Here is a 20,930-nt window from a genome sequence, read left to right on the forward strand (position 1 = left end):
AGCGGCCGAGCGGGAGTCGATCTTCGCCATCAGGCGACCCCACGAGCCGACAACGGGTTTGAGGACGCAGGGGTAGCCGAACTTCTCGATGGATTCCAGCGCGGCGTCCTTCGTGAACGCCACGTCGGTGTTAGGCGTCGGCACGCCCGCGGCCTCTAACGCGAGGCTGTTGTTGACCTTGTCCGCACAGGTGTCGGCGACCTCGGGACCGTTGACGACCGGCACGCCGTAGGCCTCCGCGAACTTCGTCGCGTACACGCTACGACTGGTCGCCAGACAGCGGTCGACGACGATGTCCAGATCCTCGAAGGCCTCGGGGGCCTCGTGGATATTGAACTGCTGTTTGCGAACGTCTATTTTCTCGATCTCGTGGTCGCGCTCGCGCAGTTCCGACAGGAGCAGCTTCTCGTCCCGGCGGATGCGCGAGTAGAGGAGTCCGACTTTCATACTGAGTCCTCCGTGGGTTCGCGGCTCGCAGCGTCGAGCGCCACGGTCACGTACGGCGCCGAGCGCCGCGCCACCGCGAACACCTCACTCACCCCAGTCCTCTTCGAGCTCGGGTGCGCTGTCGAGCTCGACAGGGTCGGCGCCAACGACTTCCAGTTCGGCACCGCAGGTGGCACAGTCAACGATCTCTCCGACTTCGAGGTTGTCGTGCAGGGACACGTCCGCCCCACACTCGATGCATTCTGCCATTGTAGTTCATCCTGTGACAGGGATACACTTAAAGCCTTCGAACATATCAGAATGTTTTAATTAGATATACCGCGCTCTAATGGTATCAAAGCCCTATATCCGCCATGTCTCTGAGTTGTATATCAGAATTATGGTATAATCGTCCCACGAGGGGACGGTGGTCGCTCAGACATACCGGTCCACCTCCGTCTGGCGGCGGTCAGCCGCCTGTGAAACCGCCTGCCGGCGGTCAGCCAGTACCTCGCGGTCAGCGGCGAGGGCGTCCACTGCTACCGACACCTGCTCGGCAACAGCGTCGGGGGCCGGGCCGCCGCGAGAGTCCCGCATCGCGACACTTTCCGTCGGGTCGAGTGCGGCCTCCAGCGCGTCGCGGTCGACGTAAGTTGACAGGGGTTCGCCGAGCACGTCCTCGGCCAGCCCCGACAACGCCTCGTAGTCGGGCGCGTCTTCCTCGGGCCCCAGACCGGCGGCGGCCTCGGCAACGACCTCGTGGGCCGTGCGGAACGGCACACCGGCCATCGCCAGCAAGTCCGCCACGCCAGTCGCCGTCGCAAATCCGTCAGTGGCCGCCACTTCGAGCGTCTCGGCGGGCCAGTCAGCGGTCGCAACCGCGCCGGCGGCGACTTCCACGCTCTCGGTGACGCTGTCGATGGCGTCCCAGGCATGGCGGCCGGCGCGCTGCAGGTCGCGGTTGTACGCCCGGGGCTGGCCCTTCAGGTTAGTCAGCAGGCCGTTTAGCCCGGCGACGGCGTCACCCGTGCGTCCACGGACCAGTTCCAGTGTGTCGGGGTTCTTTTTTTGGGGCATAATCGACGACGTCGAGGCGTAGTCGTCGTCGAGGGCGACGTGACCCTTGCTCGCCATCACGACCACGTCCTCGGCCAGCCCCGACAGGGTCGTCGCCAGCGTTGCCACGGCGCTGGTCGTCTCGACGAGGAAGTCGCGCGTCGCCGAGGCATCCATCGAGTTCTCCGCCACCGAGTCGAACCCGAGCAGTGCCGCGGTGCGCTCGCGGTCCACGTCGAAGGGCGTCCCCGCGAAGGCGGCCGACCCGAGGGGGTTCTGGTTGACGCGCTCGTAGGCATCCAGCAGGCGCCCGGTGTCGCGCTGGAGCGCCTGTTCGTAGGAGAGCACCCAGTGAGCGACCGTCGTCGGCTGGGCGGGCTGGAGATGCGTGTAGCCGGGCATCACCGTCCCGTCCTCGGCGCGAGCGACCTCGATGAGTTGCTCGCGGGCACCGACGACGGTCTCAATGAGGTCCAAAATGTCCTCACGCAGGCGGTAGCGGATGCAGGCCGCCACCTCGTCGTTGCGCGAACGGGCAGTGTGCATCTTCCCGCCGTCCGGGCCAACGCGCTCGATGACGGCGCTCTCTATCGCCTCGTGTACGTCCTCGCCGTCGGGTAGCGCGTCATGGCCTGCGTCCTCCACGTCCGCCAGCGCGGCCAGCACGTCGCCGGCCGTCTCGCGGTCGATGATCTCCCGTTCGGCCAGCATCACGACGTGGGCGCGGTCGACGGCCAGGTCGGCCGCGAAGATGCGCTCGTCGTCTGACAGCGAGGAGAGGAACGACCGGGCGGGCCCGCCCGCGAAGCGGTCACGGCGGACGACCGTCTCGTCGTGGTCGTCGGCGTTTGCCGTCTCGTGGTCCTCGCCGTCGCTCATTCGCTTACTCCTCCGTGTCCTCGTTCGCGGCGTGGTCGCCGCTGCCGTCTGTCACGGCGGCCCCTTTCTTCGCGTCGTCCAGAATCTTGTTCGCGAGGCGGGACTGGAAGCCGTGGTACTTCGCGACGCCGGTCGCGTCCTGCTGGGTGATACCGCCGGAGACATCCTCCTCGTTGAACGAGGCCGCCGACTCGCTGTAGACGGCGTAGTCGGACTCGCGCGAGACCGGGCGGCAGTGGCCGCCTTCGAGTTTCACCGTCACAGTGCCAGTGACGCGCTCGTTGGTGTCGTCGATGAACGCTTCGAGTGCGCCCGTCAGCGGCGCATCGACGAGGCCCTGATAGGCCTTCTGGGACCACTCCTGATCGACCTGAGCCTTGAACTGGCGTTCTTCTTGTGTAAGGACGAGCCCCTCAAGCGCCTCGTGGGCCGTCAGCAAGACGGTGGCCGCGGGGTGCTCGTAGTTCTCGCGGACTTTCAGCCCGAGCATGCGGTCCTCCATCATGTCCGTGCGACCGATACCGTGGGCACCCGCCTGCTCGTTGAGTTGTTCGATGAGTTCGACCCCGCCGAGTTCCTCGCCGTCAACGGCAACGGGAACGCCGTCTTCAAATTCGACCTCGACGAGTTCGGCATCCTTGTCCGAGGGGTTGTCCGTCCACTTGTAGATGTCGTCGGCTGGAATAGTGCTCGGGTCTTCGAGTTCGGAGCCCTCGATGGAGCGGCTCCAGAGGTTCGTGTCGATCGAGTAGCGACCGCCGTCGCCACCCTCGACGGGCAGGCCCTTCTCGGCGGCGTACTCGTTTTCCCATTCGCGGGTCAGTCCGAGTTCACGGACCGGTGCGATGACATCGAGGTCGGAGTCGCGCCAGACAGACTCGAAGCGGAGTTGGTCGTTGCCCTTGCCGGTACAGCCGTGTGCGACGGCCGAGCAGCCCTCCTCTTCGGCGACTGAGAGAATGGCTTTGGCGATGACCGGGCGCGCGAGAGCGGTCCCGAGCGGGTAGCCCTGGTAGTCAGCGTTAGCCTTGACGGCTTCCATACAGAGGTCTGCGAACTCCTCGGTGGCGTCGACGACGTGCTGTTCGACGCCCAGCGCCTCGGCGGTCTCCTCCGCCTCCTCGAACTCGTAGTCGGGCTGGCCAACGTCGACGGTAACGCCGATGACCTCGTCGTAGCCGTACTCTTCTTTCAGCAGCGATACGCAAACTGTCGTGTCGAGCCCGCCCGAGAAGGCGAGCGCGACGGTTCCGTTTCCTTCTGGCATGGATGTGTTCTGGATTGGTTCCGTGGTGTGCCTGTCGGTTTCTCGATCAAACAATGGATCGAGTATCCCATCGAACCGACGACGACGGCGTCTAGCGACGAAGCGAACCTGTCAATTGAAGAGTAAGTAGTAGTGGGCCTAGAAACGGCCCGGTCGTCGTCGTCGTGGGGAGAAACGGAGGGACCCCTCGCTGTCCGCAGCGAGCATCGTGGAGAGAGGGGTCCGCGTCATGTACTTTCTGCTGTGTGACTCGGGTACTAATAGTTTCCGTGTTCACAGTGGCGTGTGAATAGACAACAAACACCGGACATCAGCAGTCATCGCGTCGCCCATAGCGACCAGCATCGACAACAGACTGGCGTATGATGAGGTTTAAACGGTGTATTCGTCTTCGGTCTGGCTATTGGCCAGCATCGACAGTGTCGCACCCGCCTCCCGGCGACTCGGTTTCCTCGCCATTGGTGGCCGTCTCGTTGGCTGGCGTAGCGTCGGCAACGTCCGTCCGTTCACCCGCCGGGGTCCGCTCCGGCCCGGCCCCCGAGCGGTCACCCACTTCGGTTCGGTTCGCCGCATCACTGCCGCGGTCACCGGCAACCTCAGGTCGAGCCTGCTGCCCGACGTTCGGGCCGGCGATACCCTGTGCGATAGCGGCGACTTCCGGTCCGCTCAGTTCGCTCGCGCGCTGTGAGAGGGCCTTGATCGCCGTCGCATTGATCCCCTTCTTTTCTAGCACTTCAGTGGGGAGCTGACTGGCGGTTTCGTTCGTCTCGGTAGCCAGTCGCTGAACGTTCCTCGTCTCCGCGTGGAGCTGGGCGGCCTTCGCCCGGTACTCGCCCTCACTCATCGAGCCGTTCTCGCGGGCTTGCTCCAGCGCTTGCTTTCGCTGTTGGAGTTCGTCAAGTCGGGACTCGGAGTCGTTCACCTGCTCGGCGACGACAGACGCCTTCGCATCGTCAGTGTTCGCCTGTGCGATGCGGACCCCGAAGGTCCGTGACTGGACCTCGCCGTCCAGTTCAGCTTCCTGCACGCTGACGACGCCTGCCAGCTGTGCGCCGGGGGCCGTCGGGTTCTCGTTGGCCTGTTCGGTCACCGCTTCCATTTCCTGTGCCATCGTTGCGGCGGGCACTGCGGCGAGCGTGCTCACCACGAGCAGCAACGCCAGCAATACCGGGGTGGCTCGTCTCATTCTATCCAGTACTTGTCCATCCAAGACCCTATAAATAGGCGTCAGTGATGCCGGGTTAGCGCCGATTAAGCCGGATTAAAACCGCAATACTGCGCTCGAACCAGCTGACAGGTTCCGGTGAACGGTCGGTGTCTTTATTACTGTGTTTCGCCGTCGCTGTCGGTTCCGTCGCCCTCGCCGCCGTTGCCACCAGTCACGTCAGTGTCCGGCAGTGTCACCACGTTCTCCCGGCCGATGCGGAACGTTTCGACCTTGTTCTCGTCGCGCAAGCCGCCAATGACCTGACTCGTCTTGGCGTCGGTCCAGTCGAGTTCGCCGGCCACCTGCTGTTGTTTGAGCCGCCCGCCGTTCGAGTCAAGCAGTTGCAGGACCTGCTCCTCGTTGCTCAGGAGTTCGGCCGGCGGTGCGCCAGCGTCGGCGTCCGTGCCGGCGGGGGCCTCCGTGTTTGAATCGTCAGATTCGACCATCGACGCCGGTGGTTCGGCCGACTCACCGCCGCCAAGGACACCGTACCGTCGAAGGGCATACGCTCCGGCGGCGATGCCGACCAGCGCGAGGAGTCCGCCGACGAGGAGGCCGTTCGACCCACTGTCACCGCCAGCGCTGTCCCCCGAAGTGACAACCACTCGTGGCTCCGATTCCCCGAACGTCTGTTGGCCCCGCCAGGTGACAGAGTCGTTCTTCCGTTCGTCGGCCTGCGGTGCGACGGAGTCGGCCTGATAGCCTGCCGGCCAGCGGACAGTCAGTGAGGTCTCGCTGTCCAGAAACAGCCCCGAGAGCGCGTCGCCGATTTCGAGGCGGTCACCGGAGACGCCGGCGAAGTTTGTCCACTGGAACCGGTAGGTGATAACGCCGTACGTCTGGCCGAACGTGTCTTCGCGCGCGCTCACAGTGACGTTCTCGATAGCCATCTCGCGGCCGGTCGCGTTCTCCGCGGCCCCGGCAGTGCGTTGCATCCGGCTCTCGAAGCGGTCCGTGTACGCTGCAGGGTTTGCCTGGATATCCGCTCGCAGGTCCTCGAAGGCCTGCGTGGCGTTGTCGTCGTCTAACCGGATGCGGTAGGCGACCGTCCAGTCGGCGGCCCCATCTGGTCCCACGTCAGCGGTCATCACGACCACGTCTGCATCGACAGACTGCTGGCCGAGGCTACCGAAACCGGCCCCGGTCGCTGTCGGTACAAGCAGTGCTACTGCGACGAATACGACTACCAGCGTTCCAGCGCTCCGGCCCATCCTACCGCGGCTACCTTCTCAGCAGGTATATCGTTTATTGCCGATTGTGTGAACTGATACGCTGCGGCCTTACATCACATGCCGCATCTCTGCCGGAGCCTGAATCGCCGGCCGCTGTGGCCACAAGGGGTTTGCCACGTGAGGGAGTCCTGTCGAGCATGGACAGAGCGAAACTCGACGTGGACACCCTGCTGAAGATTGTCCTCGTCCTCATTGTCGTCTGGTTGGTGCTCGAAATTATCGGTGGGGTTCTGGGACTGTTAGGCTGGCTTCTGGGGCCGCTCCAGCCGATACTCGGCGTGGTTCTGGTCGTCCTCATCGTCCTGTGGCTGCTTGACCGGCTGTAGGACCGCGCTCTTTTTCCCGACAGCAAGCGACCCGCTCACTGTGTACAGCATCAACGTCCCGCTCCCGTCAGCAGTCACGTCGCTGGCGGCCGACCTTGCGGCGGACCTGCCGCTCGCACAGCGACGAGGCCGGGGCGAGCACACGCTGGTCGCCAAGCGGCTGGGCGGTGGCGACCATGCGGCCTACGCTCGACTGGAAGCACAGGGTCGGGAGGCGCTTCGCGGCCAACCGGCGTTCGAGGCGAAGATTGCAGGCGTCGAGCAGTTCGAAACAGCCGTGACCGGGCCATCGCCGGTGGTGTATCTCGCCGTCGAGAGCCCCGGACTGGTCGCCTTGCACGAGCGGCTCTGCGAGCGGGTCGACCCGGTAATGGAAGGCGACGCGTACGTCCCGCACGTGACCGTCGCCCGCGGCGGGGACTTGGACGCGGCCGCACGGCTGGTCGAGCGAGACATCGAACCGATTCGGTGGACCGTCGACGAACTCGCTTTTTATGACGCCGACCGAAACCAGCCGGTCAGCCGGGTGTCGTTGCCGGCGTAGCGCTGCTCAGTTGTCTGTCCCGGCACAGTGGCGAACAGGCGGCACGCGTCGGTTCCGGCGCGGTGGTGCCGCACAACTGCTATTCGCGCCGGGCTATGGTTACGTCACAGCGGCCGTGGTCTCGGCTTCGGATATAAACGGTTGGACCGAAAGCAATGCTTTTGGAGCGGCCTACCATCCACTACAGATATGGATTACCGCGAAGTCGACAGTACGTCCGAGTTCGTCTGCCGACTGGAGCACGGTGGGGACTGGCGCGCGCAGATCGAGGCCTTCGCGGACGAACAGGGCATCGACGCCGGCTTTTTTTACGGGCTTGGGGCAGTGCAGGACGCGGAACTCATGTTCTACGACCAAGACCGGACCGAGTACGACTCGCTGACCTTCGACGAACCGCTTGAAGTCGCCGCCTGTATGGGCAATATCTCGCATCTCGACGGGGAGCGGTTCGCCCATACACACGCCGTCCTCTCGCGGCCCGACGGCGAGGCGGTCGCCGGCCATCTGAACGCCGGCACCGTCTGGGCGGGTGAACTGTACGTCCGCGGGTTCGATACGGAACTCCAGCGGGAGCACGACGAGCCGACCGACCTGGACCTCTGGAATATCTAAGATGCGGGAGGCCGACGAACAGTACTTCGAAACGCTCGAAACCCAGCTCGAAGCCGCCTTCGACGTCGCCGAGCGGGCCAAAGAGCGCGGTGGCGACCCAAAGCCCGAAGTCGAGATTCCGACCGCCCGTGACATGGCCGACCGGGTCGAGAACATCCTCGGCATCGACGGCGTTGCCGAGCGGGTGCGGGAACTGGAAGGACAGATGTCCCGCGAAGAAGCCGCACTGGAACTGGTCGAGGACTTCGTCGAGGGGACTGTCGGCGACTACGACAGCCGCGAGGGGAAAGTCGAGGGTGCGGTCCGGACTGCTGTTGCCCTGCTGACCGAGGGTGTCGTTGCCGCCCCAATCGAGGGTATCGACCGCGTGGAACTGCTGGAAAACGACGACGGCACGGAGTTCATCAACGTCTACTACGCTGGCCCGATCCGCTCGGCCGGCGGGACCGCACAGGCGCTCTCAGTGCTGGTCGCCGACTACGCCCGCGCACTGCTTGGCATCGACCAGTACAAGGCCCGCGACGACGAGATCGGCCGCTACGCCGAAGAGATCGACCTCTACGACAAGGACACCGGCCTCCAGTACTCGCCAAAAGAAAAGGAGACGAAGTTCATCGCCGAGCACATGCCCATCATGCTCGACGGCGAGGCGACCGGCGACGAGGAGGTGTCGGGCTATCGGGACCTCGAACGCGTCGACTCGAACTCCCCGCGTGGCGGGATGTGTCTGGTACTGGCCGAAGGGATTGCGCTGAAAGCGCCGAAGATACAGCGCTACACCCGGAATCTAGACGAGGTCGACTGGCCGTGGCTGCAGGACCTCATCGACGGGACCATCGGCAAGGACGAAGCCGACGAGGGGGACGGCGCAGAAGACGCGAACGGCGACGACGGTGGCGACGGCGCGGACGACGACGGCGGGGACGAGGCTGACGAGCAGGCGGGACCGCCGCGGGTCGAACCCGCCGACAAATACCTCCGGGACCTCATCGCCGGCCGCCCGGTGTTCTCCCACCCGTCGAAATCGGGCGGGTTCCGGCTTCGCTACGGCCGGTCACGCAACCACGGCTTTGCGACCGCCGGCGTCCACCCGGCAACGATGCACCTCGTCGACGACTTCCTCGCGACGGGGACTCAGATCAAGACCGAGCGGCCGGGGAAAGCCGCCGGCGTCGTGCCGGTCGACACCATCGAGGGGCCGACCGTACGTCTGGCTAATGGCGACGTGCGCCGCATCGACGACGCCGAGGAGGCACTGGCAGTCCGCAACGGCGTCGAGAAGATACTCGACCTTGGTGAGTATCTGGTCAACTACGGCGAGTTCGTCGAGAACAACCATCCGCTCGCGCCGGCCTCCTACACCGTCGAGTGGTGGGAGCAAGACCTCGCGGCCGCCGGTGCGGACGTGCAGGCGATGCAGGACTCGCCCCACATCGACCTCGCCGACCCGAGCGCCGAGGAAGCCATCGAGTGGGCGACCGAGTACGACGCCCCGCTGCACCCGAAATACACCTACCTCTGGCACGACGTGAGCATCGAACAGGTGTGTGCGCTCGCCGACGCCGTCGAGGACGCACAGGTCGCACAGGCCGACGGTGCGTACGCCGACCCGGAGATGGACGGCACAGCAGGCGATGCGCACAGCGACGACGGCGTGCTCGTCCTGCCACGGAGCGATGCCGTCCAACAGACGCTCGAACACCTTCTCATCGAGCATACGCAGGACGAGGAGACGATTACGGTCACCGACTGGGTGCCGCTGGTGCGGACGCTTGGGTTCTCCCGGTCGCTAGAGCGGGACTGGACGCGAGAAGACCTCTCCGAGCACGCGCGAACCTACGGTGAGAGCGAGTCGCTCGACGCAATCGGCGTTGCCGAGGATGCCGAGCGAGAAGACGGCCAGAACGCCATCAAGGCGATAAACGAGGTTGCGCCATTTCAGGTTCGGGAGCGCGCCCCGACCCGCATCGGCAACCGAATGGGTCGCCCCGAGAAATCCGAGCGGCGGGACCTCTCGCCGGCCGTCCACACGCTCAGCCCCATCGGCGAGGCCGGCGGGGCACAGCGAGACGTGGCCAAGGCGACGAAACACGCCGACGACATGAGCGATACGCCCGGCCAGGTCGAGGTCGAAGTAGCCCGGCGGCGCTGTCCTGACTGCGGGACCGAGACCCACCAGGCAAACTGTGCCGAATGCGGCGGAACCACCGAGCCAGTGTACGTCTGTCCCGACTGTGAAGCCGAGGTCGAGCGCGACGAGTCCGGCCGCGCGGAGTGTGGGCGCTGTGAGACACTCGCCTCACCGACCCAGTACAAAGTGCTCGACCTGCAGGAAGCGTATCGGGACGCCCTGCAGAGCGTCGGTGAGCGCGAAACGGCCTTCGAACAACTGAAAGCAGTCAAGGGACTCACCTCCGAGGAGAAGGTCCCGGAACCGATGGAGAAGGGAATCCTCCGGGCAAAACACGACGTCTCGGCGTTCAAGGACGGCACCGTCCGCTACGATATGACCGACTTGCCGGTGACGGCGGTCCGAGCCTCAGAACTGGATGTCTCTGCCGAGCGACTCCGGGGACTGGGCTACACAGAGGACATCCACGGCGACCCGCTGACCCACGAGGACCAGCTGGTCGAGCTAAAGGTCCAGGATATCGTCCTCTCGGACGGCGCGGCCGAGCACATGCTCCAGACCGCCCGGTTCGTCGACGACCTCTTGGAACAGTACTATGGGCTGGAGCGGTTCTACGAGTTCGACGACCGCGAAGACCTCGTCGGCGAACTCGTGTTCGGAATGGCCCCCCACACCAGCGCGGCGACGGTCGGCCGTGTGGTCGGCTTCACCTCCGCCGCCGTCGGCTACGCGCACCCGTACTTCCACGCCGCCAAGCGACGGAACTGCTTCCATCCGGACACCCGGCTGTGGTACGAGGACGAGAACGACGACTGGGAATACGGCACCATCGAGGAACTGGTCGAAAGTCGACTGGACGACCCCCAAGAGGACGACTTTGGAACGCTCGTGCAGGAGTTAGACGGCGACCTCACCGTGTCGTCGCTGGGCGAGAACGGTCCCTGTCGCCAGCCCGTCGACGCCGTCTCGAAACACCCCGCGCCGGACCACCTCGTGGAAGTAGCCGTCGGCGACCGGACGCTCCGTGTCACGCCCGACCACACGATGCTCCAGGCCGGTCCCGATGGAATCGAGGAGGTCCCGGCCAGCGATTTAGCCGCCGGCGACGACCTCCCTGCCTACGACGGCGGCGAGACGACGACGATGACGGCACGCGGCGAGGCCTCGACGGCGGCTACCGACGGCGCAGCCCCGACAGACACCGTCGAGGCTGTCGAGTACGTCGAAAGCGATGTCGACCACGTCTACTGTCTCACAGTCGCCGACACGCACCGGGTTGCCGTCGAAGGGACCTACGTCGGCCAGTGCGACGGCGATGAGGACTGCGTGATGCTCCTGATGGACGGCCTGCTGAACTTCTCGAAGTCGTACCTCCCGAACCAGCGTGGCGGCCAGATGGACGCCCCGCTGGTGATGTCCTCGCGTATCGACCCCAGCGAAATCGACGACGAGGCCCACAACATGGACATCATGGACGCCTATCCCCGAGAGTTCTACGAGGCAACCCGCGAGATGAAAGACCCGACCGAGGTCGAGGACGTGATGAAAATCGCCGAGGAGACGCTGGGGACCGACCGCGAGTACACCGAGTTCCGGCATACGCACGACACGGCGAACATCGCTGCCGGGCCGGACCTCTCGGCGTACAAGACGCTCGGCTCGATGGAGGACAAGATGGACGCCCAGCTGGAGATTTCCCGGAAGCTGCGGGCCGTCGTCGAGAGCGATGTGGCCGAACGAATCATCGAGTACCACTTCCTGCCGGACCTCATCGGCAACCTCCGGGCCTTTTCCAGACAGGAGGTCCGGTGTCTCGACTGCGGGGAGTCGTTCCGCCGTGCGCCCCTGACCGGCGACTGCCGGGAGTGTGGCGGCCGCGTCAACCTCACCGTCCACGAGGGGTCGGTCAACAAGTACATCGACACAGCCATCCGCGTCGCCGACGAGTTCGGTGCCCGCGACTACACGAAACAGCGGCTCAAGATACTGGAACGGAAAATCGAGTCGGTGTTCGAGAACGACCACAACAAGCAGTCAGGTATCGCGGACTTCATGTGAGCCGTCCCGGGACCGCCTTCGGGACGCCCGACCGGGTCCGCCCATCGGGCGGCGTGTGTCAGCGGGCGCGTCCGCGTTCGGGGTGGCATTTAAATTCGAACCGCGTTCTCAGCTCCTTGCAATCCGAGCGGGATATATGATGAATCCTGATAGAAGGCGAGGCAAGAGATGGACCGAGACGTGCTGGTCATCGACGATTCAGTCGACCGTCAGGTGTATGAAAGGGGCCTCAACCCAGCATACAGCTACACACTGGCCGAGACAGTGGACGACATCGCCCCCTCGTTTGCTCGGTCGGAGGTCGTCGTCTACGACCACGGACGGCCGGGGATGGCGTTTCCAGAACTGAAACAGACGGTACGAGACATCGGTGGGTCGTACTGCGTGCTCGTCGTGACCGGGGCGGAGCCGACGCCGGAACTCCTGTCGCTCCCGTGTACCGATTACCTTCGGAAACCGGTCGACGGGGCGGCGCTCGGGCAGGCAGTCGAGCGGGCGATGGGGCTCTCGGACGGTGACCTCCGGGAGGCGATATCACTGACGCGAAAAGTACACGTGCTTGATTCGGCCCAGTCAGGCAGCGAACTCGAACAGAGTCGGGCGGTCCACGACGCACGTCGGCGACTCCGCGAACTTGCAAGGCCGGAGGTTCTGTGTGAGATTGAGCGGATTGACGCCGATATCCTCTCTACCCACCTCGACCTGATACGGGGCGCTACTGACGAGCGGCAGGCACCGCGGGCCGACGGCGGAGAGACCGGCGGGAGCCGTCTGGAAAGCGTGGATATCAGTCCCTGGAAGTTCCGGGAGGCAGTCGAGAGCGCTGGCCATGCCGTCGTGTTCACCGACCGAGACGGGGTTATCGAGTACGTCAATCCGGCGTTCGAGGAGCTGACCGGGTACGCCGAATCGGAGGTTATCGGCCACACGCCGCGGGTCCTCAATTCGGGTGAACACGACGACGCCTTCTACGAGCGCCTGTGGGACACCATCGATGCTGGCGATGTCTGGCGGGGTGAACTGGTGAACGAGCGCCCCGACGGTGAGCGCTACGTCATCGAGCAGACGATTGCGCCGCTTCCACGCGGCGGCGAGCCGCGCGGCTACGTCGCTATCAACACGGATATCACCCAAAAGCGGCAGCGTGAGGAGAAAATAGAGGCGCTACACGAGGCGACACGGGACCTGCTCGGCGCTGACAGCCCGTCGACGGTTGCCGCCGAAGTCGGCGCAGCTATCGAATCGATTCTTGAGTTCCGCATCAACGTGATCCGCGTCCATCGGGACGGGCAACTCCAGCCTGTGCACGTCAACGACAAGGCCGAGGAGTTGCTAGCGGAGCGGCCGACATACGACGTCGGCGAGGGGTTCCCCGGCGAAGCCTTCGAGGAACAGCAGGCAAGCGTCTACACGGATATCCGTGACCACGACGGCGGCACAGCGCTTGAGCCGGTCGTCTCGTGGCTGTACGTCCCAATCAGCGAGTACGGCATCATCAGCGTGGGACAGACGGACCCGGATGCGTTCGATGAGACCGACCTGAACCTCGTCCAGATTATTGCGAGCAACGCGGAAGTCGCCCTGCAACGCCTGCAAAAAGAGCGGGAGCTACAGCGGGAGAACGACCGGCTCGAACAGTTCGCAAGCACCGTTTCACACGACCTTCGGAACCCGCTACAGGTCGCCAAGGGGACGCTGAGCCAGCTCGACGACAGCATTGCCGGGGTCGACCGGCTGCGGCAGGCCCACGAGCGGATGGAAGAAGTTATCGAGGGCGTGTTGACGCTGACACGGCAGGGGAACCGCGTCGAAGACCCGTCACCGGTCGACCTCGGTGCGGTCGCGCGTTCCTGTTGGACCCACGTGAGTTCCTGTGACACGGAACTGGTCGTCGAGGCGGACAGCCTCGTTGTTTCCGGGGACGACGCCCGCCTCAAACACCTCTTCGAAAACCTGTTTCGCAACGCCGTCACACACGGGCAGGCGTCGACCATCCGGGTCGGACCACTCGACAGCGGGTTTTACGTCGCCGACGACGGGGTCGGCATCCCGGAGGAGGAGCGAAACAGCATCTTCGACAACGGCTACACGACGAGTGCCGACGGGACGGGGCTCGGCCTGACAATCGTCGAGGAAATCGCGAGCGCACACGACTGGGACGTGTCCGTAACCGAAAGCGGGACCGGCGGTGCCCGCTTTGAGTTCGTCGCCGCCACCCAGTACAGGGATGAGTGAGCCGGATGCCACGCGCTTCAGGGCGCTGTTCGAGCACACCGACGATGCTGTCGCCGAGGTCAAGTTCATCGACGACAAGCTGATAATCCGGGCGGTAAATCCGGCGTTCGTCGAACTGTTCGGTGTCGACAGCGAGCAGATACGCGGGGAACCACTGACCGAGCACGTCCTGGGAATCGAACGGGACGGCTGGAAAGCGTCCGACGGAGCGCCAGGCGACCCCCACCCACAGCAGGGCACCGTCACGGGACAGACAGTCGAGGGCCCCCGGCAGTTGTCCTGTCAAGTCGTTCCGACGACAGCGAACCGAGCGCTGACGATATACACTGACCTGACCGAGAGACAACGGCGAGAGCAACACCATCAGGTGCTCCACCGTGTGCTACGGCACAACCTCAGGAACAAGCTCGTGCCGCTGCTCGACGGGACAGAGACGCTGGCGGCGGAGCTGTCGGGCGACCTCGGGGCGCAGGCATCCCTGATGGCGACGGCGGCAAGCGAACTGGCCGAACTGAGCGAGATGGCCGGGAAGATAGAGTACGTGATGGGCGCGGCCGCGACGACGGCGTCACGGACCGACCTCGTCGAGAGCGTGCGGTCAGTCCTCGACCGGTACGACGCCGCGACAGTTGACCTCGCTGTCGAGGACTCCGAGACGGTGACCGTCGCCGTCGACGACCGGCTTGAAATAGCGCTGACACAGCTCGTGGAAAACGGAATCAAACACACCGACGGAGAGCCGGAGCTGTCAGTCACGGTGCGGTGCGAGCGGACGGTGGCGGTGGTCGAAGTCAGCGACAACGGCCCGGGATTGCCCGAACACGAGCGGGCGGTGTTGTTCGGCGACAGGCCGATAACGCAGCTCAGACACAGCACCGGACTGGGGCTGTGGCTGACGAAGTGGATACTGGACTGTCACGGCGGAGAACTCGCCTACGACAGGCACGACGGGCGAACGACGCTCACGCTCCAGATTCCGCTCGCTGCGGAGTTCGGTGTCGGCGACAACGACCGACGCCGGACCTCTCAGGGCGACTGACGAGCGCGTGACAGCCGTCCGACGGGTGTTTTTGCCCGTGGCGCTCCTGTCTCGGGTATGGCCTCGTCCCGCGATTCAGCGCCGTCGTTCGACTCCGGGGACCGGTCGGGGACCCCGTTACCGTCGCCCCGACAGACACCCAGTACGATCTATCAGATACAGATCGCGCTGTTGCGCTCACAGGTGGCCACGCTGGAAACCGCGCTCGAACAGGAACGCGAACATCGGCAGGCCGTCGTCGACCGGTACGAGCGCCTTCTCCACGGGGAATAACCCGGAACTGGCTGTCAGAAAATTCCGCTGTGTTACTCGTCGCCGAGTTCGACGTAGGTCGTTTCGATGATGCGGCTATCGTCGTTGAGTCGCTCGATGATGTCCTGTGGCGGCTGTTCATCGAGGTTGTAGACAGACAGGGCCTCCCCGCCGATGGTCTCGCGGCCGTTGAACATCCCGGCGATGTTGATGTCAGCCTCGCCCAGCACGGTCCCGATGAATCCGATAGTGCCGGGCTCGTCGCGGTTGCGGACGACCAGCATGTGTCCGTGGGGGACGGCCTCGATGCGGTGGTCGTCGATACGGACGATGCGGGGCTCCTCGCCGCCGAACTGGGTCCCACAGACGGAGACGGATTCCTCGCCGTCGGAGACGGTGACGGTGATGAGGCTCTGGTAGTCTTCGGAGGTTCGGGTTTTGGACTCAGTCACGTCGATGCCACGGTCCTTGGCTATCTGCGGGGCGTTGACGGCGTTGACTTGCAGGTCCGAGGGCGCGAACACACCCTTCAGCGCGCTGGCGGTGACGTACTCTACGTCTTCCTCGGCGATGTCGCCGGCGTAGGTGACCTGCACTTCGGACATGTGGCCGCCGAACAGCTGGACCGCGATGCGACCGGCAGTGTCGGCGAGGTCGAGGTACGGTCCGACCTGTTTGAACGTCGCCTCGTCCAGCGACGGCGCGTTCAGAGCGTTGGCAACGGGCTGGCCGTTGGCCGCAGCGATAATCTGGTCGGCCGTGGAGGTGGCGACGTTCTCCTGTGCGGCCTCCGTCGACGCGCCCAGATGGGGCGTGACAATGATGTCATCGACATCGAGGAGTGGGCTGTTGTCTGGCAGCGGTTCCTCGCCGAACACGTCCAGTGCAGCGCCTTTCAGAACGCCGTCCTCAACGGCTTCGGCAAGGGCCGGCTCGTCGATGATGCCGCCGCGGGCACAGTTGACGACGTAGCCGCCGTCGAGCAGGGCGAGTTCGTCCTCGCCGATCATGTTCTCGGTCTCGGGGGTCAGTGGCGTGTGGATCGTGATGAAGTCGGACTTGGCGAGGCAGTCCTCAAGATCATCGACCAGTTCCGCGCCGAACTGGTCGGCGCGCTCTTGACTGATGTAGGGGTCGAACGTGACGATATCCATGCCGAGGCCACCCAGCCGTTTGGCGACCTGCTGGCCGACGCGGCCGAAGCCGACGACGCCGAGCGTCTTGTTGTTGACTTCCGTGCCGAGGAACTCGCCTTTGGCCCATTCGCCGCTTTTCAGGCGGTCGTGGGCCTGTGGGATGGACCGGGCAGTGGCAAACGCCATTGCGACAGAGTGTTCTGCAGCGGCACGGACGTTGCCTTCGGGGGCGTTAGCAACGATGACGCCGTGGTCGGTGGCGGCGTCGATGTCGATGTTGTCCACGCCGATGCCGGCTCGGCCGACGATGATGAGGTCGGGCGCGGCCGCAAACACTTCTTCAGTGACTTCGGTGCCCGAGCGGACGATGAGCGCGTTCGCGTCGGCCACCGCATCGAGGAGTGCGTCGCCCTCGACCTCGTAGGCTGTTTCGACATCGTGGCCCGCCTCACGGAGTCGCGTGAGACCGGCGTCAGCGATAGGGTCCGTAACGAGTACCTTCATACCGAATCGAACTTACTGGGGCGGCATAACGCTTGTTTTCTCCGTCCGCGCAAATGCGTACGGGGACTCGGTGGGGAGCAGCAACGCCGCTAACGCAGTACTGTCTCGGGCAGAGCCACTGAAAAAACGAACCGACAGACAACACCTATCGCCAGGCCGGGAGCGAGGCAGCGTCTGCGAGCGGGGTTGTGAGATAGGCGTCGTCTCGGGTCACGTCAGCGAGGATAAACTGGTCCGTTGGACCCTCTTCGACGGACGCCATGATGTCTCCGTCCGCGACTATCTCAACCGGAGCGACAGTATCCGACTCCATGCATGATAATATGTAACAACCATATAAAAACTTAGCGAAACCCATAGAGGGCAGGAGTATGATCCAGAGCCAACTGTCTGACAATAGTTCGTATCCTGTCAGTACTGGGACGAGATGGTTCGTGGCCCAATACGGACAGGGCCTTACATCTCAACCATTAGAGTCTGTCTCCGCAGTTCTATTCATACCCAGATTCGGAATTTCAATATGACAGAAGACGTAGTTGTTTTCGGGGCGGTGCAGTCCCTGGGTTTCCGAGATGGCGTCTGCGCGGTCGTCGGCGATAGCCGATGGCCGCCCGGCGTGCTACCCGGATGCCGAAAACGGACGGATGTTAAGGACTTAGTAGATGCGGGAAGGAAGTTCTGGCAGTATGAACGTCGCAGACGCTATGACGCCACGCTCGGAGGTCGTCACGGTCACCATCCCTGGGACCCGTGATGACGCACTGGAGTACCTCCAAGAGCAGGCTTTCTCGTCGGTCCCGGTTATCAAGGAGACCGACGACGGCGAGGAGTTCAGAGGGATTATTTCACGCGATGCACTCATCGAGAGCCCCGACGAGGACCAGCTGGCCCTGCTTGTCGAGGAAGTCCCGGCGATCAGTGGGGACACATCTATCGAGGCTGCCGCACAGGTGATGGTCGAGGACGGCGAGCGTCGCCTCCCCATCGTCGACGGCGAGCTCAAGGGTATCATCACAGTGACCGACGTGATTCGGTCCATCGCCAACGGCAACGTCGACGGCGACAAGGTCGTCGACGAACTCGCCAACCGCGACATCAACTGCGTGTACGAGGGGACGCCACTGACCGTCGCCGAACGGGAGCTCTCCCACGCGAACGTCCCATACGGCGTCGTCCTCGGCGACGATGGCGACATGTCGGGGATGCTCACCGAGGTCGACATCATCGCGGTCGCCCGCGTCGTCGAGGGTGAGGACGACACCGGCGACTCCATCGCCAATCAGGACGACGACTGGGCCTGGGAAGGCATCAAAGCCGTTGGCGGACGGTACATGCCCACTCGTAACGTCGAACTCCCGGCTGAACCCGTCCACGAGTTCATGACCGCCGATGTCGTGACGGTGAACAAGCGCCGCACCGCTGAGGAGGCGGCACAGCTGATGATCGAACACGATATCGAGCAGATCCCGCTGCTGTCTGGTGACGAACTCACCGGCATCGTACGGGATATCGACCTGCTGCGAGGCCTATGAGCGAAGGCGAACGCCTCACCGAGCTGGCCAAGCGTCGCGGCTTCTACTTCCCCTCTTCGAGTGCCTACGGCGGCGCAGCGGGCTTCTGGACCTACGGGCCACAGGGCGCTGCGCTGAAGTCGAACATCGAAGACGCCTGGCGCGACCGCTACGTCGTTAAGGAAGGTCATCAGGAAATCTCCGCCCCCGACGTGATGCCCGAGCCTGTCTTCGAAGCGTCGGGCCATCTCGATGGGTTCGACGATATGATCGTCGAGTGTGGCGAGTGCGGCGCGACCCACCGCGCGGACCACCTCGTTGAGGATAATACGGACATCGAAGAGGCCGAATCGCTCCCCAACGAGGAAGTGATGGACCTCATCGCCGAGCACGGGATCGAATGTCCCTCCTGTCACACGTCCCTGGCCGACCAGCCGGTTGACAACTTCAACCTGATGTTCGAGACCAACATCGGGCCAGGGTCGTCGTCGCCGGGCTATCTCCGCCCGGAGACTGCACAGGGCATCTTCGTCGAGTTTCCGCAACTCTCCGAGTACGCCCGGAATCAGCTTCCCTTCGGCGTCGCACAGATCGGGAAGGCCTACCGCAACGAGATTTCCCCGCGAAAATCGCTCGTCCGCGTCCGGGAGTTCACACAGGCCGAACTGGAGCACTTCGTCGACCCCGAGGAAGACGAACCGCCGCTGGCCGAGGTCGAGGACGTGGTGCTCCCACTGTACGCCGCCGCCGAACAACAGACCGATGACGGCGGCCAGCGCGAACTCACGGTCCGCGAGGCCGTCGACGAGGATATCGTCGAGAGCGAGTGGGTCGCCTACTACCTCGGCGTCTCCAAAGAGTGGTACGAGCGCATCGGCGTCGACATGGACCGCTTCCGGTACCGCCAGCACCTCGCGGGCGAACGCGCCCACTACGCCTCAGACTGCTGGGACGCCGAGAGCGAGGTTGATGGCGACTGGATCGAGATCACCGGGTTCGCCTATCGGGGCGACTACGACCTCTCGAAACACGCCAAACATTCCGGCGAGGACTACACGGTATTCAAGCAGTACGACGAGCCGATTACCGTCGACCGCGCCACCGTCGACCCCGACATGAGCTACCTCGGGCCGGAGCTCGGCGGGTCGGCCGGCGCGGTCGCCGACGCGCTCGAAGCACTGGCCGAGCGGAATCCGGACGCTTTCGACGACGACGAGGTTACCGTCGAGGTTGACGGCGAGTCCCACACTGTCCCCGTTGACAAGACGAACTTCAGCGTCGACGAGGTCACCGAGAACGGCGAACACATCCGCCCACACGTTGTCGAACCCTCTTTCGGCGTGGGCCGCATCATCTACACCGTCCTCGCACATTCCTACGAGACCGACGAGGTCGACGGCGAGGAGCGCACCTACCTCGACCTCCCGCCGGAGCAGGCCCCGACGACGGTCGGCGTCTTCCCGCTGATGGACAAGGACGGAATGGCCGACCTCGCGACCGATATCGCCGACGACCTCCGGGCCGCCGGCCTCTCGGTCACCTACGACGACTCCGGGGCCATCGGCCGGCGCTACCGCCGGCAGGACGAGGTCGGGACGCCCTACTGCGTGACGGTGGACTACGAGAGCCTGGAGGACGATAGCGAGGCGCAACGCGCCTCGGACAGCGCGAGCAGCGCGGAACCTCGTTCCGCGAACCGTTCGAGCGGGCAGAGCCCGCGAGAAGACGGCGATGAGCCGCGAGCGGGAACAGTCACAGTACGCGAGCGCGACACGACCGAGCAGAAACGGCTCCCCATCGACGGGCTGGCGGAGACGCTTGAACAGCTCAGCACCGGCGACCGCACCTTCGACGACCTGTAGATGGCCGACGAGGTCTCCCGGCGGCTCGTCCACGTCACCGGTGCGACGGTCCCGCTTGCGCATCTGCTCCGGCCGGACCTGATTACGTGGCGCGTCGTCCAGGGATTCCTGACTGTGGCGCTGGTCGTCGTGTGTGTGCTCGAGGCGGTGCGGCTGACGACCGGACTGGACTGGGTCGTGTACGACCGACTCACCCGCGAGTACGAGCAGGACAACCCCGCCGGCTACGCGCTGTACATCGTCGGGATAGCCATCGTCGCCTTCGCCGTCGAACTCCCGGGTATGACCGAGACGATTGCCGTCCCGGCGATGCTGATGCTTGCCGTCGGCGACCCCATCAGCGGGCTGCTGGGTTCCAGCGATGCCAGCAACGTCAAACAGGCCTGGGTCCTGCTGGTGATGTTCGGCGTCTGCACGCTGCTCGCCGCGCCGTTCGTTCCCCCCGCCGCCGCCATCCTTGGTGGCGTCGCGGCGACGTTCGCCGACGGCGTCAAGCCCCGCATCGCCGGCTACGTCGTCGACGACAACTTCTCGATTCCGGTGCTTGGCGCACTGGCGATGTGGGTCGGCGTCCAGTACCTGCCCGGAATCGGGCTCTGAGCCCGTTCGTTCACTTTCACCGCGGTATCTGAACCCTTAACCACCGCCGGGAC

17 protein-coding genes and 1 pseudogene are annotated in these 20,930 nt (G+C 64.5%); 10 read left to right on the plus strand and 8 right to left on the minus strand.

Going from position 1 to position 20,930, the window contains the following annotated elements; genetic code table 11:
* The 6 genes and pseudogenes from G9463_RS15495 to G9463_RS15520 all read right to left on the minus strand — a co-directional run.
* Nucleotides 1–447, minus strand: a pseudogene (locus G9463_RS15495) (lysine biosynthesis protein LysX); the annotation flags it as partial.
* Nucleotides 448–531: 84 nt separating this feature from the next.
* Nucleotides 532–696, minus strand: coding sequence for a lysine biosynthesis protein LysW (gene lysW, locus G9463_RS15500; RefSeq protein ID WP_004959888.1), 165 nt, complete (start codon nucleotides 694–696; stop codon nucleotides 532–534).
* Nucleotides 697–861: 165 nt separating this feature from the next.
* Complete coding sequence (argH, locus tag G9463_RS15505) at nucleotides 862–2,361, minus strand: argininosuccinate lyase (RefSeq protein ID WP_165897203.1); 1,500 nt, start codon at nucleotides 2,359–2,361, stop codon at nucleotides 862–864.
* A gap of 4 nt (nucleotides 2,362–2,365) precedes the next feature.
* On the minus strand, nucleotides 2,366–3,628 hold the full coding sequence (locus G9463_RS15510; protein WP_146417678.1) for an argininosuccinate synthase: 1,263 nt from the start codon (nucleotides 3,626–3,628) through the stop codon (nucleotides 2,366–2,368).
* 400 nt (nucleotides 3,629–4,028) lie between these two features.
* A complete protein-coding gene (locus tag G9463_RS15515) occupies nucleotides 4,029–4,814 on the minus strand; it encodes a hypothetical protein (protein ID WP_193569649.1) in 786 nt (261 codons plus the stop codon).
* Between the two features lie 137 nt (nucleotides 4,815–4,951).
* Nucleotides 4,952–6,046 carry a hypothetical protein gene (locus G9463_RS15520; RefSeq protein ID WP_165897204.1) on the minus strand — a complete coding sequence of 365 codons (1,095 nt, stop codon included), beginning with the start codon at nucleotides 6,044–6,046 and terminating at the stop codon, nucleotides 4,952–4,954.
* A 158-nt stretch (nucleotides 6,047–6,204) separates the two neighbouring features.
* Here G9463_RS15520 and G9463_RS15525 point away from each other — a divergent pair, with 158 nt between their 5' ends.
* The 7 genes from G9463_RS15525 to G9463_RS15555 all read left to right on the plus strand — a co-directional run bounded on the left by G9463_RS15525 (nucleotide 6,205) and on the right by G9463_RS15555 (nucleotide 15,285).
* Nucleotides 6,205–6,393, plus strand: a complete 189-nt coding sequence (locus tag G9463_RS15525; protein WP_007189558.1) for a hypothetical protein — start codon at nucleotides 6,205–6,207, stop codon at nucleotides 6,391–6,393.
* A 40-nt stretch (nucleotides 6,394–6,433) separates the two neighbouring features.
* Entirely contained in the window at nucleotides 6,434–6,937 is a 504-nt protein-coding gene (locus G9463_RS15530; RefSeq protein ID WP_165897205.1) for a 2'-5' RNA ligase family protein, read from the plus strand.
* A gap of 189 nt (nucleotides 6,938–7,126) precedes the next feature.
* Nucleotides 7,127–7,549, plus strand: coding sequence for a PPC domain-containing DNA-binding protein (locus G9463_RS15535; protein ID WP_004959905.1), 423 nt, complete (start codon nucleotides 7,127–7,129; stop codon nucleotides 7,547–7,549).
* 1 nt (nucleotide 7,550) lies between these two features.
* A complete protein-coding gene (locus G9463_RS15540; protein WP_165897206.1) occupies nucleotides 7,551–11,738 on the plus strand; it encodes a DNA-directed DNA polymerase II large subunit in 4,188 nt (1,395 codons plus the stop codon).
* 168 nt (nucleotides 11,739–11,906) lie between these two features.
* A complete protein-coding gene (locus tag G9463_RS15545; protein ID WP_165897207.1) occupies nucleotides 11,907–13,973 on the plus strand; it encodes a PAS domain-containing sensor histidine kinase in 2,067 nt (688 codons plus the stop codon).
* Nucleotides 13,966–15,012: a PAS domain-containing sensor histidine kinase gene (locus tag G9463_RS15550; RefSeq protein WP_165897208.1), complete on the plus strand. Its 1,047-nt coding sequence runs from the start codon at nucleotides 13,966–13,968 to the stop codon at nucleotides 15,010–15,012. The genes G9463_RS15545 and G9463_RS15550 overlap by 8 nt, the downstream gene beginning before the upstream one ends.
* A gap of 57 nt (nucleotides 15,013–15,069) precedes the next feature.
* The gene (locus G9463_RS15555; protein ID WP_004959918.1) at nucleotides 15,070–15,285 is read left to right on the plus strand and encodes a hypothetical protein; all 216 of its coding nucleotides are present in this window, start codon (nucleotides 15,070–15,072) and stop codon (nucleotides 15,283–15,285) included.
* A 32-nt stretch (nucleotides 15,286–15,317) separates the two neighbouring features.
* Here G9463_RS15555 and serA read toward each other — a convergent pair whose 3' ends face one another.
* Nucleotides 15,318–16,904 (minus strand): phosphoglycerate dehydrogenase, encoded by a 1,587-nt coding sequence (gene serA / locus G9463_RS15560; RefSeq protein ID WP_165897209.1) that lies wholly within the window; start codon nucleotides 16,902–16,904, stop codon nucleotides 15,318–15,320.
* 145 nt (nucleotides 16,905–17,049) lie between these two features.
* A complete protein-coding gene (locus tag G9463_RS15565; protein WP_165897210.1) occupies nucleotides 17,050–17,217 on the minus strand; it encodes a hypothetical protein in 168 nt (55 codons plus the stop codon).
* 373 nt (nucleotides 17,218–17,590) lie between these two features.
* On the opposite strand from G9463_RS15565, the gene G9463_RS15570 reads away from it, so the two are divergent.
* Genes G9463_RS15570 through G9463_RS15580 form a run of 3 tightly spaced genes read left to right on the plus strand, consistent with a single transcriptional unit; the run spans nucleotide 17,591 to nucleotide 20,877 of the window.
* A complete protein-coding gene (locus G9463_RS15570) occupies nucleotides 17,591–18,436 on the plus strand; it encodes a CBS domain-containing protein (RefSeq protein ID WP_004959928.1) in 846 nt (281 codons plus the stop codon).
* On the plus strand, nucleotides 18,433–20,277 hold the full coding sequence (gene glyS, locus G9463_RS15575) for a glycine--tRNA ligase (RefSeq protein ID WP_165897211.1): 1,845 nt from the start codon (nucleotides 18,433–18,435) through the stop codon (nucleotides 20,275–20,277). Before G9463_RS15570 ends, glyS begins: the two co-directional genes overlap by 4 nt.
* Nucleotides 20,278–20,877, plus strand: coding sequence for a dolichol kinase (locus G9463_RS15580; protein ID WP_165897212.1), 600 nt, complete (start codon nucleotides 20,278–20,280; stop codon nucleotides 20,875–20,877).
* The last annotated feature ends 53 nt before the right edge of the window (nucleotides 20,878–20,930 follow it).

This window comes from Haloarcula sp. JP-Z28 (genome assembly GCF_011440255.1).
Classification (GTDB): domain Archaea; phylum Halobacteriota; class Halobacteria; order Halobacteriales; family Haloarculaceae; genus Haloarcula; species Haloarcula marismortui.